Below are 16,561 nucleotides of genomic sequence, written 5' to 3'. Positions count from 1 at the left end.
TGCCCTACATGTTTTCCAGGGATTTTCAGGGCAAAACCCTTAGACGGAATTTTTCCTACAGGTTTGTCAGGCGTTTCGCGGTAAACCGCTGTATTGTGCGCGCCAGAATCTGTGGGACGTTTCCAAACGTCCGATACGCGCTTAAAGGGAATTAGGTATGAACTGGCTACGAATGGCCTCGATCGTATTGCTGTGGGCCAGTGGTTGTCGTTTGGCAATGTCCGCCGACGTTGGCAATCCGCTGGTACTCGATCATTTGAATCGCACCGGATGGCCGGACGCGCTCACCAGCCAGGCGAATGTCGACACGGCGTCGCGCGCCGAGGTGTTGATGTTCGGCAAAGCCTTGCTCGCCAGCGAAGCGTTGGACGAGTCGGGTTTGAAGCAGAAGCTGGGTGTGCCGAAAGTGCAGTTGAAGTCGATCAGACAACTGCGTGATGGTTTGTGGGATCACTTGCTGGGCACTTATCGCAACGCCAGTCAGGACTGTGCTGAACAACCGTTTTGCCCACAGGTACGCAGTGTTGCCGATCTGCGTCAATTGGCGGCAGCGTTCACCGGCGACATCAGCCCGGCCCATGCGCTATGGGCGAGCAAGAGCCTGGGCGTGCACGAGCAGAGGTTGAATGAGCAACTGCGGGTGGCAATGTTGCGGCCGTGAACGTTTAGATTTTGTGTCATTAGTGCGGGCCTCTTCGCGGGCAAGCCCGCTCCCACAGGGACCGTGGCGTTCAGGTGAATCGCTGTATCATTCCGTATCGATTTGGCCCCCGACCTTTTCTCGACTCGCTGCGATCGCCCGCTAGGCTATTGGCATGGCAGCAGTCAAAGGAGTGACAGCGAATGCACAACACCCTGGAACAGGTTTTTGGTTATCCACAGTTCCGACCCGGACAAGAGGCCGCGATCAGCGCGGTGTTGGCCGGACGCTCGGCAGCGGCGATTTTTCCCACAGGTTCCGGCAAGTCCCTTTGCTATCAATTGTCGGCACTGATGCTGCCGAATCTGACGCTGGTGGTCTCGCCGCTGCTGGCGTTGATGCAGGATCAATTGGCGTTCCTGCAACGCCATGGCATTGCGGCGGGCAGTATTGATTCGGCGCAGAGCCGCGATGATGCCAATGACGTGATGGCTCGCGCCCGATCAGGTGAATTGAAGATCCTGATGATCTCCGTGGAGCGGCTGAAAAACGAACGCTTCCGCAACTTCTTGCAGCAGGTGCCGATCTCGCTGCTGGTCGTGGATGAGGCGCATTGCATCTCCGAGTGGGGGCACAATTTCCGCCCGGACTACCTCAAGCTGCCGGACTACCAACGGCAGTTCAACATCCCGCAAACCTTGCTGCTGACTGCCACGGCAACGCCGAAAGTCATCACCGACATGCAGGCTAAATTTGCCATCGCAGCCGAAGACGTGGTGACCACCGGTTTCTATCGGCCCAACCTCAATCTGCTGGTGGAACCGGTGCGCGGCCAGGACAAGCGTCGGCGCCTGGTGGAGTGGATGGCTGAGCGTCCGGGTCAGCCGAGCATTGTCTACGTCACCTTGCAGAAAACCGCCGAACACATTGCCGAGCACCTGGAGCGTAACGGCATCCAGGCTGAGGCTTACCACGCCGGTTTACCCCACGATAAGCGCGAGGCGATCCAGAAACGCTTCATGGCCGGGCAGTCCAATTGCATCGTCGCGACCATCGCTTTCGGCATGGGCATCGACAAGAGCGACATCCGCAATGTGGTGCACTTCGACCTGCCCAAATCCATCGAAAACTACAGCCAGGAAATAGGCCGCGCGGGGCGTGACGGGCAGCCGTCGGATTGTCTGGTGCTGGCCAATCGCGACAGCCTCAACGTGCTGGAAAACTTCGTTTACGGCGACACACCGGAGCGCGAGGGTATCCGCTATGTGCTCGATGAGTTGAAAGCCTCGGTGCCGGAAGGGCAGTGGGAATTTCTGCTCGGTCCGCTCGCGGATCAAAGCAATATCCGCGCGTTACCGCTCAAGACATTGCTGGTGCAATTGGAGTTGCGCGGCCTTATCGCGCCGCGCTACGCGTACTACGCCGAATACCGTTTCAAATACTTGCTGGAGCCGGATGCGCTGCTTGAACGTTTCGAGGGCGAACGCAGGGAGTTTGTCGCGGCGATCATCCAGACGTCGAGCCGTGCGCGAACCTGGGCAACCGTGAGTTTCGAGGCGATGTACACGCAATATTCGGCAGAGCGAAATCGGGTGGTGAAGGCACTGGATTATTTCCAGGAGAAGGGCTGGGTCGAGCTTGAAAGCAAGCAGATGACCGAGGTCTACAGTGTGCTGCAGAGCGACTTTGACAGCGACGTGTTGAGCGCTGAACTGCATGAATACTTCACCCGCCACGAGCAGGCCGAAGTCGCGCGAATTCACGCGATGCTTGAGGTGTTTGGCACTGAGCGCTGCCTGGGTTATCGCCTGGCCGAGTATTTCGGCGACCACAATGCACCCAAGCGCTGCGGGCATTGTTCGGTGTGTCATGGGCAGGTCGCGCGGTTGCCGGAACCCCCGCCATTGCCGCCGCTTGTGGATAAAAACTTTACAGCGCTGTGCGGCGACTTTATCCACAAGCACGAGCAGCACACCGGCAACGTCCCGACAGCGGAACGACTGACGCGGTTTCTGTGCGGGATCAGCGTACCGCTGTTTACCAAGCTCAAGGCCCGGACGATTTCCGGGTATGCGGCGTTGGAAGACTATCCCTACGCCGAGGTGCGCCGTTGGGCTGACAACCATTTGCTCGACTGAACACAAACCCTGTGGGAGCGAGCTGGCTCGCGAAGGCTTCGTATCGGTCGACCGTTCTTTACATGACACACCGCTTTCGCGAGCCAGCTCGCTCCCACAGGGATTGTGGTGATCAAAGAGAGCTGCATCCATCCGCTGAATATCGATCATCACGGTAATAAACTTCAAAAAGTGTCGTTGGCTGACTATGGTGAGACCAGTCTTTGGATCGCCAACAAGAGAACAATATGAGCCAGACATCTTTCGATATTCAGCAGGCAGCGGTGATCGGTGCGGGCACCATGGGGCGTGGCATTGTCATGTGTCTGGCCAATGCCGGTGTGACGGTGCAATGGGTGGACACCAATCCACAGATGCTCGAGCAGGCGCTCGCAACCGTGGCCGAGACTTATGCACATAACGTGCGTCAGGGCCGGATTGATCAGGCCGAGGCTGATGCGCGTTTGTCCCGGGTCAGCGCCGCGGCGGATTACGCGGCGATCCGCAATGCCGATTTGGTGATCGAGGCGGTGTACGAAAACCTCGAACTGAAGCAGAAGATTTTCCGTGAACTGGATGGCCTGCTGAAGCCGCAAGCGCTGTTGGCGAGCAACACGTCGGCACTGGATATCGATGCAATTGCTGCGGCCACCAAGCGGCCTGAGCAAGTGTTGGGCCTGCATTTCTTCAGCCCCGCGCACATCATGAAACTGCTGGAAATCGTTCGTGGTGCGCAGACTTCGCCGGCAGCACTGGACGCTGCGCTGGTACTGGGCAAGCGCATGGGCAAGGTCAGTGTGGTATCGGGCAACTGCCACGGGTTTATCGGTAACCGCATGCTGCATCCGTATGTGCTGGAGGCACGCAAGATGCTGCTTGAAGGCGCTTATCCACAGCAGGTCGATGCGGCGTTACAGGGATTCGGTTTCGCCATGGGGCCGTTCCGCATGTACGACGTGGTGGGCATTGATCTGGAATGGCGTGCGCGTGAGCTGGCCGGCAAGGGCCAGGATGCCCCGGAAGTTCAGGTGGATAACCGCTTGTGCGAGATGGGCCGGTTCGGTCAGAAGTCTGGTAATGGTTATTACCACTACGAGCCGGGCAGTCGTCAGGCAGAGCATGACCCTGAGGTCGATGCGCTGGTGTTGCGTGTCAGTGAGGGTTTGGGTTTCCAGCGCCGTGAAATCGGCCCGGAGGAGATTCTCGAGCGCTGCCTGCTGGCACTGGTCAACGAAGGCGCGAAGATTCTGCAGGAAGGCATCGCCGAGTCGGCGCATGACATCGATCTGGTGTACCTGAACGGTTATGGCTTTCCGGCGGACAAGGGCGGGCCGATGGCCTGGGCGGATCAGCAGGGGCTTGCAGATATTCATCAACGGCTGCTGGCGCTGGAGACGCGGCAGGGTGATCAGTGGAAACCGGCAAGGCTGATGGGTGAGTTGGCGGCGCAGGGCAAGGGGTTTGCTGACCGCTGAATGACGTGGCGCCTGTGCTGGCGCCTTCGCGAGCAGGCTCGCTCCCACAGGGGATTTGTGTGGTTCGCAGATCCCGACCTCACTGAAGAACCTTGTGGGAGCGATACGCTGTTTAATCAGACTGGCCACTTACCTTCAGGAATCGAAAATTGATGTCCAACCCGACCCCTCAACGCACTGACTACCCGCATTTCCAGCCCATCACCACGCGCTGGCATGACAACGACGCCTATGGCCACGTCAATAACGTCACTTATTACAGCTACTTCGACACGGCTGTGAATACCTACCTGATCCAGGTCGGTGGTCTGGATATCCATGACGGCGACGTTGTGGGTTTTGTGGTCAGCTCGGCGTGCGATTACTTCGCTTCGATCGCGTTCCCGGATCTGATAGAGATCGGTTTGCGGGTCGGCAAGTTGGGCAACAGTTCGGTGCAGTACGAATTGGCGGTGTTCAAGGTCGGCGAAAGCGAAGCCTGTGCGGCGGGGCGTTTCGTCCATGTCTTCGTCGATCGGGCGAGCAATCAGCCAGTGCCGATTCCTGCCGGGTTGCGCGCTGCGCTGGAAAGATTGGTGGTGTGAAAAAGGCAAAAAAAATCGCAGCCCGAGGGCTGCGATTTTTGCTTTACCGGCTAACGAGGTGCTCCGGGCGCCTCAGTCGCGGTAATACTTGTGATGCTTGCGGTGACCGTAGGCGTGGCCGCGTCCCGGGTGACGGTCGCGATAGTAGCGACGGTCGTCGTGACGGCGATCATAGCGACGATCATCGTCATCGCTCTTGTTGCCCATGTAGTTACCCAGCGCGCCGCCGGCGCCGCCACCTGCTGCCGAACCGATCAGGCTGCCGGTAGTGCCGCCCACGCTGCGGCCAACCACGTTACCGCCGGCTGCGCCCAACGCACCGCCGATGGCGGCTTCGCCACGGCTGCGTTTGTCTGCGCCGACCGCGCTACCACCCGCGCCGCCCAAGGCTGCGCCGATGGTGGAACCTGTATTGCCGCCTAAAGACTGACCGACGACCGAGCCAAGAACCCCGCCCAATGCGCCGCCCACACCTGCTTCGGTGGTGCCGCCTGCGGACGCAAAACCACTGACCAGGCCAAGGGACAACAAGAGAATCGAGGAGAACTTCATAGAGGAGCCTCAAAGGGATGACGGCGCCGATCCTGAGGCTGTGTAACACGCGTGACAATCGAAATCCGACGAATAACACGACGTGTATACAATTACGCAAGTTACTGTTTTAGCAGCGGAACTTAAGCGATTTTCGCCGGTCTTTAATTACTTCGGACAGGCCGCTTTTGTGAAAAAGCGGCCTTTTTTGTGGGCGATGGGAAAGTGCAGGGGCGAAGTAGTGCGTTAAATGTCCGGCCGTTTTCGCGAGCAGGCTCGCTCCGACAGTGAGCGCATTCTTGCATAAGGAACGCGATCCAATGTGGGAGCGAAGGGGCCAGTCCAGTCACTCTTTAAGCTTAAGCAGACCTGGCCATGATCAACCCGGTCTCACTCGCCGCTTCCAAGCGGATCGCGATGAACTTCGAGGTCGGCGTATGGCTGCCGTCGCCAGTGCTTTCCAGCGGCACCAGTGGATTCACTTCCGGGTAATACGCAGCGGCCTGGCCGGCAGGGATATCAAACGCCAGCAGTGTGAAGCCCTTCACCCGACGCTCGCGCCCATCGTCCCAGATCGACACGATGTCAGCCTTCTGCCCCGGACGGAAGCCCAGGCGAATAATGTCGGCCTCGTTGGCGAACAGCACATCGCGCTGCCCCTTCACCCCGCGATAACGGTCGTCGAGGCCATAAATCGTGGTGTTGTACTGATCGTGCGAGCGCATCGATTGCAGGATCAGATCCGGCAACTGACCGGTGGCGCGGGTACGTTCGTGGACCAGATCTTTAGGCAGCAGGTTCGGGCGGAAATTGGCGCGGCCCGACGGCGTGTTCCACTTGCGTGCACCGGCGCTGTTGCCGAGGTAGAAACCACCCGGATTCTTGATCTTTTCGTTGAATTCCTTGAAGCCCGGGATGGTGTCGGCGATCAGCTCGCGGATGCGCCCGTAATCGGCCACCAGCCAGTTCCAGTCCACCGGTTTGCTGCCCAGGGTCGCGGCAGCGATGCCAGCGATGATCGACGGTTCTGAGCGCATCTGGTTCGACAGCGGCTGCAACTGGCCGTTGGAGGCGTGAACCATGCTGAACGAGTCTTCGACGGTGACCGCTTGCGCGCCTTCAGTCTGGATGTCGATGTCGGTGCGACCGAAGCACGGCAGGATCAAGGCGTCTTTACCGTGAGCCAGATGGCTACGGTTGAGTTTGGTGCTGATCTGCACGGTCAGGTCACAATTGCTCAGTGCCTCGAACGTGCGCGGGCTGTCCGGTGTGGCTTGGGCGAAGTTGCCGCCCAGACCGATAAACACCTTGGCGCGGCCCTCGGCCATGGCGTGGATCGCCTCGACCACGTTGTGCCCGTTGTGACGTGGCACCTTGAACTGGAAGCGACGCTCCAGCGAATCCAGGAACGCCACGGGTGGACGCTCGTTGATACCCATCGTGCGGTCGCCCTGCACGTTACTGTGACCGCGCACCGGGCACAGACCGGCGCCGGGTTTGCCGATGTTGCCGCGCAGCAGCATCAGGTTGGCGATTTCCTGAATGGTCGGCACCGAATGGCGATGCTGGGTAATGCCCATCGCCCAGCACATGATCACGTTTTTGCCTGTGGCGTACATGCGCGCCGCTTGTTCGATTTCGACCAGGGTCAGGCCGGATTGCTCGACGATCTGTTCCCACGGCGTGTCGTCGACGACACCGAGATACTCCAGCACATTGGCACTGTGTGCATTGAGGAAGTCGTGATCGAACACCGCTGGCTCACCAGCCTTCTGCGCGTCGCGTTCCCATTGCAGAAGGAACTTGGCCATGCCGCGCAGCAGCGCCATGTCGCCACCCAATGCCGGGCGGAAGTACGCGGTGTTGGTCGGTTTGTCACCGTTGGTGAGCATTTCAATCGGGTGCTGCGGGTGCTGGAAACGTTCCAGGCCACGCTCCTTGAGCGGGTTGACGCACACCACCTGAGCGCCACGCTTCACGGCTTCACGCAGGGGTTCGAGCATCCGCGGATGGTTGGTGCCGGGGTTCTGGCCCCAGACGAAAATCGCGTCGGCGTGTTCGAAGTCATCGAACGTCACGGTGCCTTTGCCGACACCGACACTTTGCGCCAACGCCACGCCGCTGGCCTCGTGGCACATGTTCGAGCAATCGGGAAAGTTGTTGGTACCGAAGGCGCGCACGAACAGCTGATACAGATACGCCGCTTCGTTGCTGGCGCGACCCGAGGTGTAGAACTCGGCTTGATCCGGGCTCGACAGGCCTTGCAGGTGTTTGGCGATCAGCGCGTAGGCGTCGTCCCAGGCAATCGGTTTGTAGCGGTCGGTCTCGGCGTCGTAGACCATTGGCTCGGTCAGACGACCCTGATATTCGAGCCAGTAGTCGCTCTGCTCCAGCAACGCGGTAACGCTGTGTTTGGCGAAGAACTTTGCATCCACCCGACGCTTGGTTGCTTCCCAGTTCACCGCTTTGGCGCCGTTCTCGCAGAACTTGACCATGCCGCTTTCCGGCGAATCGCCCCACGCGCAACCCGGGCAGTCGAAGCCGCCGTTCTGGTTGGTCTTGAGCATCATGCGCAGGTTTTTCAGCGCATTGTCGCTGGTCAACCAGGCCTGGGCCACGCTGATCAGGGCACCCCAACCGCCGGCTGCGCCTTTGTAGGGCTTGTAGCGCGGGACAGGTTTCTGGTCGGCTTGATGATGTTGGCTCACGCTTGATTCTCCATCGCGGGGCTATACACCCGCGGCGCATTTTTCTGCGGCAGGTGGATGAGATTGAGGTTGTGTCGACGGGCCCATTGCACGGCAAGGCCCGTCGGTGCGGACAGGCTGACCAGAGTCTGGATGCCGGCGCGCAAAACTTTCTGGATCAATTCGAGACTGCAACGGCTGGTGACAATCGCCAGGCCGCCATCCGTGGCTATCTCCTGGCGGACCAGCCCGCCGATCAGTTTGTCGAGAGCGTTGTGGCGGCCGATGTCTTCGCGCCCGAGCAGCAATTCGCCGCTGGCATTCATGAAAACCGCCGCGTGTACCGCACCGCAATGCTGGCCCAGTGGCTGGAAGGCGCCGATGCGTTGGCGCAGACCGTCGAGCCATGCACTCGGCGGCAACGGCGCACCGGGCAACACCTTGAGATCAGGCAGCGCCTGTTCCACCGCTTCAACACCGCACAGTCCGCAACCGCTGGTACCTGCCAGTTGCCGACGCTGGGTCTTGAGATTCCAGAACGCACGATTGGCGATGGTCACTTGCGCGTATTGCGCCGAACCCGCGCCAGTCAGTTGCAGGTCATAGATCTCATTGGCGTCTTCGATGATGCCGCTGCCGAGGCTGAAACCGACGATGAAGTCTTCGAGGTCCGTCGGGGTCACCAGCATGACGGCCTGGCTGATGCCGTTGTAGGCGATCGCCAACGCCACTTCCTCGGCCAGCGCGGTGCTGGCCGATTCCTCAAGAGGCAGATCGCTGTAACTGTATGTCTGGCTGGCAGCAGGCGCGGGCGTTTCGCGTGCGGGCGCCGCGCAGGCTGGGCGCTTGGTGTTCATGGCATCACCAACGGTTTGATCAACGTTAAGACTAGGCGCGGCAAGATGTCGCGTCTAATCGCTAATGTTGATCTACCGATAGATGCCGTCGATCAAGACTCGCCTGGCGATTTTTGATACAGCGCAAAACAGGCCTCGGCCAGCGCTGAGCGTGGGGCACCCCGGCGCATGATGAACCCCAGCCGGGCGAGGGTTTGGGCACTTTCAATCGGCTGCAGACGCAGATCATCGGTGAGGTTTTCCAGTCCGCCGTCCAACGGCATCACCGCGCAACAGAACCCGCCATGCACAGCTTGTAATAATTGATGCACGGCATCGGTTTGCAGCAGCGTCTGTGGCGTCAGGCCACGGCTGTGGAAATTGTGGTCGATCGACTGGCGAAAGTGCATGCCGCTGGTGAGCATGCCCAGGGGCAGTTCGATCAGCGATTCCCAGGTTAACGGTGCTTCGCCGAAGGAGAAGAAACGCTGGTCATACAGCAATCCCATGCGGGTTTCGCTGAACGCCAGGGATTCGAAGCGCTCACTGTCCAGCCGATCAAGATAGGACACGCCGATATCGATGCGGTTGTTCGCCAGTTGTTCGAGGATCTGTTCGGAACTCAGCGCTGACAATTCAAAACGCAGGTTCGGGTGCTGCCCGTGCAGACGCTGCATCAGCGGCAACGCATCGAAACTCGACAGCGGCACCACGCCCATGCGCAATGTACCGACCAGATTGCCGCGGCACGCTGCCGCTTCCGCTTGCAAGCCGTCATACGCCGCCAACACCGTGCGTGCCCACGCCAGCACCCGTTCGCCCGGTGCGGTGAATCCTTCGAACCGCTGACCCCGGTTAACCAACGGCAGGTCGAGTTCTTCTTCGAGGCTACGCAGGCGCATCGACAGGGTCGGTTGCGTAATGTGACAACGCGCAGCGGCCTGGCCGAAGTGACGGGTTTCGTCGAGGGCGATGAGGAATTTCAGCTGCTTGATGTCCATCTTCGCTCCGAAGGGTGTGGGCGGGGGTGGGCGATTCTAACGCTTGTGGGGTGACAGGGTCATTGGTCGGCTTGGAACCGGGGTTGTCATCGGTGGTCTAGGCTTTGACGTCTGGAACCCAAATCAAGGAGTGTGCGCCATGAGTCTTTTTAGCTTTGTGAAAGAAGCCGGTGAAAAACTGATCGATCTGCTGACCCCGGGCAATGCCAATGCCGGTGAGCAATTGAAGGAACACATCAGCAAGGTCGGGCTGGGCAATCCGAATGTTCAAGCGACGGTCGACGGTGACAAGGTCACGGTGACCGGCGAAGTGGCGAGTCAGGAAGAGAAAGAGAAAATTCTGCTGGCCGTGGGCAATATCGAAGGCGTGGGCAGTGTGGATGACCAGATCACTGTGACCGGCCCGGTAGTGACTGCTGCACAGTTTGTGGTGGTCAAGTCGGGTGACACGCTGAGTGCAATTTCCCTGCGTGTTTACGGCGATGCCAACAAGTATCAAAAAATCTTCGAAGCCAACAAACCGATGCTCAAAGATGTGAACAAGATCTACCCGGGGCAGACGCTGCGTATTCCTGAGTAATTGCGGATAACGCTTTCGCGAGCAGGCTCACTCCCACATAGGATTGCGTTTCAAGTGGGAGCGAGCCTGCTCGCGAATAGGGCAACTCGGTATCAGAGGCCTGTGACCAGGTCGCGGTAGTCTTCAACTGCGGCAAACTCGGCGGTGTCCTTCGGACCTTTTCGGCTGTCGGGCTCTTTGACGGCCAACAGGTGCGCCACGCCAAAATCCCGCGCACTGCGCAGAATCGGCAAGGTGTCATCAATGAACAGACTGCGCGCCGGATCGAAGCCGATGTCCGCCTGCAACGCATCCCAGAATTGCGGATTTTCCTTCGGAAAACCGTAGTCATGCGAGCTGATCAATCGCTCGAAATAGGGCGCCAGTTCAATCCGCTCCAGCTTCAACGACAGCGAATCACGGTGCGCATTGGTGATCATGATCACCCGTTTGCCGGCGCGTTTTATCGCTTCAAGAAAGGTGTCGGCGTCGGTGCGCAAGGCGATCAGGTGCGCGGTCTCTTGCTTCAGTTCACGCACTGACAGTCTCAGTTCGCTGCTCCAGAAATCCAGGCAGTACCACTGCAACTGACCGGCATGGCGCTCGAACAACGGCTGCAACTCCATCTCGGCCATGGCGCGGCTGACCCCGTGCAGTTCGGCGTAGCGCTGGGGCAGGTGTTCCAGCCAGAAATGGTTGTCGAAGTGCAAATCCAGCAGCGTGCCGTCCATGTCCAGAAGAACGGTATCGATGTCGGACCAAGGTAATGAAGGCATGGCAACGTCTCGAGCGGTAGAAAGATATCCGACGTAAACAATCGGGAAAGCCGCGTTATAGTAGCGCGTTCACGCCAAGGAGCTTTGCATGCGCCAGAAACCCACCGTACTTGCCCGCGAGATCGTCGCCACCAGTCGCCTGTTTTGCGTCGAAGAGCTCAAGCTGCGTTTTTCCAACGGTGTGGAACGCACCTACGAACGTCTGGTGGGCAAGGGTGCCGGATACGGCGCGGTGATGATCGTGGCAATGCTTGATGCCGAGCACGCTGTATTGGTCGAGGAATACTGCGGCGGTACTGACGAGTACGAATTGTCCCTGCCCAAAGGCCTTATCGAACCCGGTGAAGACGTGCTGGCGGCGGCCGAGCGTGAGCTCAAGGAAGAGGCCGGTTTTGGCGCGCGGCAACTGGAGCATCTGACCGAACTGTCGCTGTCACCCGGTTACATGAGCCAGAAGATTCAGGTGGTGCTGGCCACTGAGTTGTACGAAGAACGTCTGGAGGGCGACGAGCCTGAGGAAATGCGGGTCGACAAGGTCAACCTGCGTGAACTGTCGGCGCTGGCGTTGAATCCGCAATTCACCGAAGGGCGTGCCTTGGCGGCGTTGTACCTGGCGCGTGATTTGCTGAGCCAGCGCGGTGCCTTTCAACTATGAGTGAGCAATTGATGAACTTTCCCCATCCGTTGATGGCGCCAGTGATTGCGCTGGCATTGAAGGCTGGCGAGGCAATTTTGCCGTTCTGGCGGTCAGGCGTTGAAGTCACCGCCAAGTCCGATGAATCACCTGTGACCGCTGCAGATCTGGCCGCGCACCACGTGATTGTGGACGGATTGGTCGCGCTGGATCCGAGTATTCCGGTGCTGTCCGAAGAGGACGCCAGTATTGCGCAGAGCATACGCGCCGGCTGGCAGCGCTGGTGGCTGGTAGATCCGCTGGATGGCACCAAGGAGTTCATCAGCGGCAGCGAGGAATTCACCGTCAATATTGCGTTGATCGAAAACGGTCGCGTGGTATTCGGTGTGGTGTCGATGCCGACCAACGGCCGTTTCTACGTCGGTGGCGCCGAGCTCGGTGCCTGGCGCTGTGACGCGGGCGGTACTCCGGTTGCGATTCAGGTGCGTGACGTGCCGGGGCCGGGCGAAGCGTTCACCGTGGTGGCCAGTCGTCGGCATTCCAGTCCCGAGCAGGAGCGCTTGCTGGCCGGGTTGAGCGCGAGCCTGGGTGAGCTGCAATTGGCCAATATTGGCAGTTCGTTGAAGTTTTGCCTGTTGGCCGAAGGGGCGGCGGATTGCTATCCGCGACTGGCGCCGACTTCGCAGTGGGACACGGCGGCGGCCCAAGGCGTGCTGGAAGGCGCGGGCGGTGAGGTGCTGGATTTGCAGGGCGAGGCGTTCTGTTATCCGGCGCGGGAATCGTTGCTGAATGAGTTTTTTCTGGCGCTGCCGGCGAAGGCGGCGTGGCGGGCGAGGTTGTTGGAGTTGGCCCGAGGTTAGAGCCAGCCCCGGAAAAGCCCTCACCCCAGCCCTCTCCCAGTGGGAGAGGGGGCCGACCGAGATGTGTTGCGTCGTACATCGACCTGAAAGATCGAGTCGATTATGGATTCAACAAGGTTCTTTCAGGTCGGTGGATCTTTGAAGCATTCCCCAATCGGTCCCCTCTCCCCCCAGGAGAGGGTTAGGGTTAGGGGCTCTTGACCTTCAGCGGTGCAAAACATACTGCCCGCTAAACGTCACCGCATCCTCATCACTTCCGGCATTGACGATCCGAGTATTCAGCGTCAACCGCGCCCGCCCGTAACGCTGATACATCGCCAGAAACTTCTTCCACACCGCCGCATCCGGCGCCGGGCAAATGGCTGTCGCATCCCCAGTCACCGGCAGCGGATAACTGATTTGCCCTTCCTGAATCACGATGTGGCCGTCGATGATCCCTTCTTCCTTCAAGCGCAAATGCAACCAGCCCCAACCCGCCAGCACCGCGCCGCAGTAGAGACTGCCGCCGAACATGGTGCTTTTGTGATTGACGTTGGGCTCCAAAGGCAAATGCAGACTCAACTGCTGTGCCTGCCAGTCGAGTACCTTGATGCCCATGTCCCGGGTCAGGGGAATATCGCGATGCAGCACCGACTCCAGATAGTGAGTGTCCGGGTTCATTCGTTCTCCTCCCCATGGCTGCTGTCGCCGAAGTTGAGGCCGTGTTTGCGCAGTTTGTCGTGCAGGGTCTTGCGCGGTATGCCCAGCGCTTCGGCAAGACTGCGTACCGAGCCGTGGGTGCGTGCCAGTTCGGCGGCGATCAACGACTTCTCGAAGTTTTCCACTTGCTCACTGAGCCCGCCGCCAGTGATTTGGACGGTGGCGCCGCCGCCCTCGTCGCCGCTGTTATCCAGCGCCAGTTCAAGGCCCAGCGCAAAGCGTTCGGCCGCGTTTTGCAACTCTCGCACGTTACCCGGCCAGGTATGGCGCAGTAGCAGGGCGCGCTGTGCCGGTTGCAATTCGTGAGGTGGCAAGCCGTGGCGGGCGCTGGCTTCATCGGCGTAATACTGGAACAGCATCAATGCATCTTCACCACGCTCGCGTAGCGGCGGAATGCGCAGCGGCGCGACGTTGAGGCGGTAATACAAATCGGCACGGAAACGGCCCTGATCGGCAGCCTGGCGCAGGTCTTCCTTGGTGGCGGCGATGACGCGGATATCCAGCGGGATCAGTTGATTGCCGCCCAGGCGTTCGACGACTCGTTCCTGCAGCATGCGCAGCAGTTTCACTTGCACATCCATGCTCATGCTTTCGATTTCATCGAGGAACAAGGTGCCGCCGTTGGCGAATTCGAACTTGCCGATACGGCGTTTTTGCGCGCCGGTGAACGCGCCCGGCTCATGACCGAACAGCTCGCTTTCCACTACCGATTCGGCCAGCGCACCGGCATTGATTGCCACAAACGGCCCGTTGCGACGGCTCGACAGGTCATGCAGCGCACGGGCCACAACCTCTTTGCCAGCGCCGGTTTCGCCGAGGATCAGCACGTCAGCCTTGGTCGCCGCCAGCGCCCCGATCTGCTCGCGCAGGCGCAGCATCGGCTGCGAATGGCCGACCAGTCGCGTGCTCAATTCGTTGCGATCGCTAAGGGCCAGACGCAGACTGCGGTTGTCCAGCACTAGGCGGCGCAGGGCCAGCGCGCGGCGCACGCTGTCGAGCAGGGCGTCGCTGGCGAAGGGTTTTTCAAGGAAGTCATACGCCCCGGCGCGCATCGCCTGCACGGCCAGCGGCACATCGCCGTGGCCGGTGATCAGCAGCACGGGCAGCTCGGGGTCCTGAGCGTGCAGTTCGCTCAATAATTCCATACCGTCCATGCCCGGCATGCGGATGTCACTGACCACCACGCCCGGCCAGTCGCGTTCCAGTTGTCCGGCCAGGCCCTTGGCTTCGGACAGCGGCAGGATTTTCAGCCCGGCCAGATCCAGTGTCTGGCCCAAGGCCTGACGCAGGTGCGGATCGTCGTCGATCAACACCACCTGAATGCGATTGTCGATGGTCATGCACTTCGATCCTCGGACGGTTGCAGGCTGACCCCGGGCGCACCGGCACGCAGCCGCAGGGTTATCAAGGCGCCACCTTGCTTGTGGTTGGCGAACGACAGTTCACCACCGAAGGCGCGCATCAGGGTTTCACAAATCGCTAGGCCCAGACCCAGACCCTGGGTGCGCGTCTTGGTCGTGTAGAAAGGCTCGCTGGCGCGGCCGAGGGCTTCCATGCAGAAACCCGGACCGTTGTCGCGAATGTACAGGTTGACGCCATCGGCCGTGGATTCGGCACTCAGCCACAGTTTGCGCGGCGGACCTTTTTCGGTGAGGGCGTCGAGGGCGTTGGCCAGCAGATTGCCGAGCACTTGGCGCAGGCGGGTTTCCCCGGCCTCGACCCACAAGGTGGCGGCGGGCAGGTCGCGGATCAACTCGACTTCCATGCTCCGTCGACGTTTGGCCAGCAAGGCCAGCGCATCATCCAGCGCCGGTTGCAGGGCAACGCTTTCCGGGGCGTGCCGATCGCGGCGGGCGAAGGCGCGCAGATGGGCGATGATCGAGGCCATGCGCCCGGTCAATTCGCTGATCAGCTTGAGGTTGCCGCGCGCCTCTTCGGTGCGTTGATGATCGAGCAACACTTCGGCGTTTTCGGCGTAGCTGCGGATCGCCGCGAGAGGTTGATTGAGTTCATGGCTGATGCTCGCCGACATCGTGCCCAGCGCCGACAGTTTGCCGGCTTGTACCAGATCGTCCTGAGCGCGCACCAATTCCTGCTGCGCCTGTTCACGCTCCAGCACTTCCTGCTTCAGACGACGGTTGAGGCCTTCGAGGTCGCTGGTACGTTCGGCGACCCGGCCTTCCAGTTCCTGCCGCGCCTTGGCTTCGAAGGCGATTCGCTCCAGATAGTGGCGGCGGCGCTGCATCATCAGACCCACCAGCAACATCACCACCAGCAGCGTGGCGCCGCCGATGGCGACCACCGTGCGCACCGGCCGATCAATCAGCGTGCGCGGCGCGAGGATGCTGACGCTCCAGCCGGTTTCGGCGATGTCGTGGGTTTGTGTCAGCCAGGCGTCGGTGCTGAGATTCAGCGGCCGGGGTTCGCGGGTCGGGTAGGGCTGGATCGCCGTGATTGCCAAGCGCTCGGCATCGCTCAAGACACGGGTCGAGCGAAAGCGCCATTCCGGGCGTGACGTAAGGATGACCACGCCGTTGTGGTCGGTCACCAGCAGTTGTTCCGGCGTTTTGCCCCAGAGGCTTTCGGTGTGGTCGAGATCGACCTTGATCACCAGTACGCCGATGATTTTTTCACCGTTGCGCACGGCGGCGGCAAAGAAGTAACCGCGTTTGGCCGACGTGGTGCCGAGACCGAAGAACCGTCCAAGTCGCCCGGCCATGGCTTCGCTGAAATACGGGCGGAAGGAGAAATTACGGCCGACGAAGCTGTCGTGTTTGTCCCAATTCGACGCCGCCAGCGTTTGCCCGGAGGTGTCCATCAGGTACATCACTTCGGCACCGGTTTGGGCCGAGATGTTTTTCAACAGACGATTGGCATTGCCTTGGGTGACGCCATCGTCCGGCGCTCCGAGCACGGCGCGCAGGGCTGGCAGGTCGCCGAGGATCTGCGGCAATACTTCATAACGGTGCAGGGTGCCCAGCAGGTTGGCGACGTACAGGTCGAGGGTCTGGCGATTCTGTCCGGCCAGTTCGCTGCGGTAATAGCGCTCGGCCAGATGTTCCAGCGGCCACAGCAGCGGCGCCAGACACAATGCCAGCAGGGCGAGGCTGCGCCAGCGGGGTCTGCGGGGGAGAGGTGGTTTCATATGCCGGATGCGCCTGT

The 16,561-nt window shown here is 60.3% G+C and carries 15 protein-coding genes; 7 read left to right on the top strand and 8 right to left on the bottom strand.

All coding sequences use genetic code 11. The features are described 5' to 3' along the window. The first annotated feature begins 157 nt into the window (after positions 1-157). From AB4P91_RS03995 to AB4P91_RS03980, 4 genes are all read left to right on the top strand, one after another. Entirely contained in the window at positions 158-661 is a 504-nt protein-coding gene (locus AB4P91_RS03995; protein WP_150593845.1) for a polysaccharide deacetylase, read from the top strand. Positions 662-843: 182 nt separating this feature from the next. After that, positions 844-2,778 carry an ATP-dependent DNA helicase RecQ gene (locus AB4P91_RS03990; protein WP_395604357.1) on the top strand — a complete coding sequence of 645 codons (1,935 nt, stop codon included), beginning with the start codon at positions 844-846 and terminating at the stop codon, positions 2,776-2,778. A 227-nt stretch (positions 2,779-3,005) separates the two neighbouring features. Then, positions 3,006-4,232 carry a 3-hydroxyacyl-CoA dehydrogenase NAD-binding domain-containing protein gene (locus tag AB4P91_RS03985; RefSeq protein ID WP_395604356.1) on the top strand — a complete coding sequence of 409 codons (1,227 nt, stop codon included), beginning with the start codon at positions 3,006-3,008 and terminating at the stop codon, positions 4,230-4,232. Between the two features lie 152 nt (positions 4,233-4,384). Then, entirely contained in the window at positions 4,385-4,816 is a 432-nt protein-coding gene (locus tag AB4P91_RS03980; RefSeq protein WP_395604355.1) for an acyl-CoA thioesterase, read from the top strand. Between the two features lie 72 nt (positions 4,817-4,888). Here AB4P91_RS03980 and AB4P91_RS03975 read toward each other — a convergent pair whose 3' ends face one another. The 4 genes from AB4P91_RS03975 to AB4P91_RS03960 form a co-directional block, all read right to left on the bottom strand. Continuing rightward, entirely contained in the window at positions 4,889-5,368 is a 480-nt protein-coding gene (locus AB4P91_RS03975; protein ID WP_150593849.1) for a glycine zipper domain-containing protein, read from the bottom strand. 338 nt (positions 5,369-5,706) lie between these two features. Further along, entirely contained in the window at positions 5,707-8,055 is a 2,349-nt protein-coding gene (locus AB4P91_RS03970) for an FdhF/YdeP family oxidoreductase (RefSeq protein WP_150593850.1), read from the bottom strand. After that, positions 8,052-8,891, bottom strand: coding sequence for a formate dehydrogenase accessory sulfurtransferase FdhD (fdhD, locus tag AB4P91_RS03965; RefSeq protein WP_395604354.1), 840 nt, complete (start codon positions 8,889-8,891; stop codon positions 8,052-8,054). Before fdhD ends, AB4P91_RS03970 begins: the two co-directional genes overlap by 4 nt. 92 nt (positions 8,892-8,983) lie before the next feature. Next, complete coding sequence (locus tag AB4P91_RS03960) at positions 8,984-9,871, bottom strand: LysR family transcriptional regulator (protein WP_150593852.1); 888 nt, start codon at positions 9,869-9,871, stop codon at positions 8,984-8,986. Positions 9,872-10,010: 139 nt separating this feature from the next. Here AB4P91_RS03960 and lysM point away from each other — a divergent pair, with 139 nt between their 5' ends. After that, positions 10,011-10,451, top strand: a complete 441-nt coding sequence (lysM, locus tag AB4P91_RS03955; RefSeq protein ID WP_042557154.1) for a peptidoglycan-binding protein LysM — start codon at positions 10,011-10,013, stop codon at positions 10,449-10,451. Positions 10,452-10,543: 92 nt separating this feature from the next. Here lysM and yrfG read toward each other — a convergent pair whose 3' ends face one another. Next, complete coding sequence (gene yrfG / locus AB4P91_RS03950) at positions 10,544-11,206, bottom strand: GMP/IMP nucleotidase (RefSeq protein WP_150593853.1); 663 nt, start codon at positions 11,204-11,206, stop codon at positions 10,544-10,546. A gap of 88 nt (positions 11,207-11,294) precedes the next feature. Between yrfG and nudE the strand changes: the two genes are divergently transcribed. Next, positions 11,295-11,861: an ADP compounds hydrolase NudE gene (gene nudE, locus AB4P91_RS03945; RefSeq protein WP_150593854.1), complete on the top strand. Its 567-nt coding sequence runs from the start codon at positions 11,295-11,297 to the stop codon at positions 11,859-11,861. 11 nt (positions 11,862-11,872) lie between these two features. Then, positions 11,873-12,700: a 3'(2'),5'-bisphosphate nucleotidase CysQ gene (gene cysQ, locus AB4P91_RS03940; RefSeq protein WP_150593855.1), complete on the top strand. Its 828-nt coding sequence runs from the start codon at positions 11,873-11,875 to the stop codon at positions 12,698-12,700. A gap of 204 nt (positions 12,701-12,904) precedes the next feature. On the opposite strand, the gene AB4P91_RS03935 is transcribed toward cysQ, so the two are convergent. Genes AB4P91_RS03935 through AB4P91_RS03925 form a run of 3 tightly spaced genes read right to left on the bottom strand, consistent with a single transcriptional unit; the run spans position 12,905 to position 16,544 of the window. After that, positions 12,905-13,360: a YiiD C-terminal domain-containing protein gene (locus AB4P91_RS03935; protein WP_047299311.1), complete on the bottom strand. Its 456-nt coding sequence runs from the start codon at positions 13,358-13,360 to the stop codon at positions 12,905-12,907. Next, complete coding sequence (locus AB4P91_RS03930; protein ID WP_150593856.1) at positions 13,357-14,739, bottom strand: sigma-54 dependent transcriptional regulator; 1,383 nt, start codon at positions 14,737-14,739, stop codon at positions 13,357-13,359. Before AB4P91_RS03930 ends, AB4P91_RS03935 begins: the two co-directional genes overlap by 4 nt. Beyond that, positions 14,736-16,544: an ATP-binding protein gene (locus tag AB4P91_RS03925; protein WP_150593857.1), complete on the bottom strand. Its 1,809-nt coding sequence runs from the start codon at positions 16,542-16,544 to the stop codon at positions 14,736-14,738. Before AB4P91_RS03925 ends, AB4P91_RS03930 begins: the two co-directional genes overlap by 4 nt. Positions 16,545-16,561: the final 17 nt, after the last annotated feature.

This window comes from Pseudomonas sp. B21128 (genome assembly GCF_044218865.1).
GTDB lineage: Bacteria > Pseudomonadota > Gammaproteobacteria > Pseudomonadales > Pseudomonadaceae > Aquipseudomonas > Aquipseudomonas iridis.
Note: the sequence above shows the minus strand (reverse complement) of the source record. Positions and strands in the feature narration are given on the sequence as shown.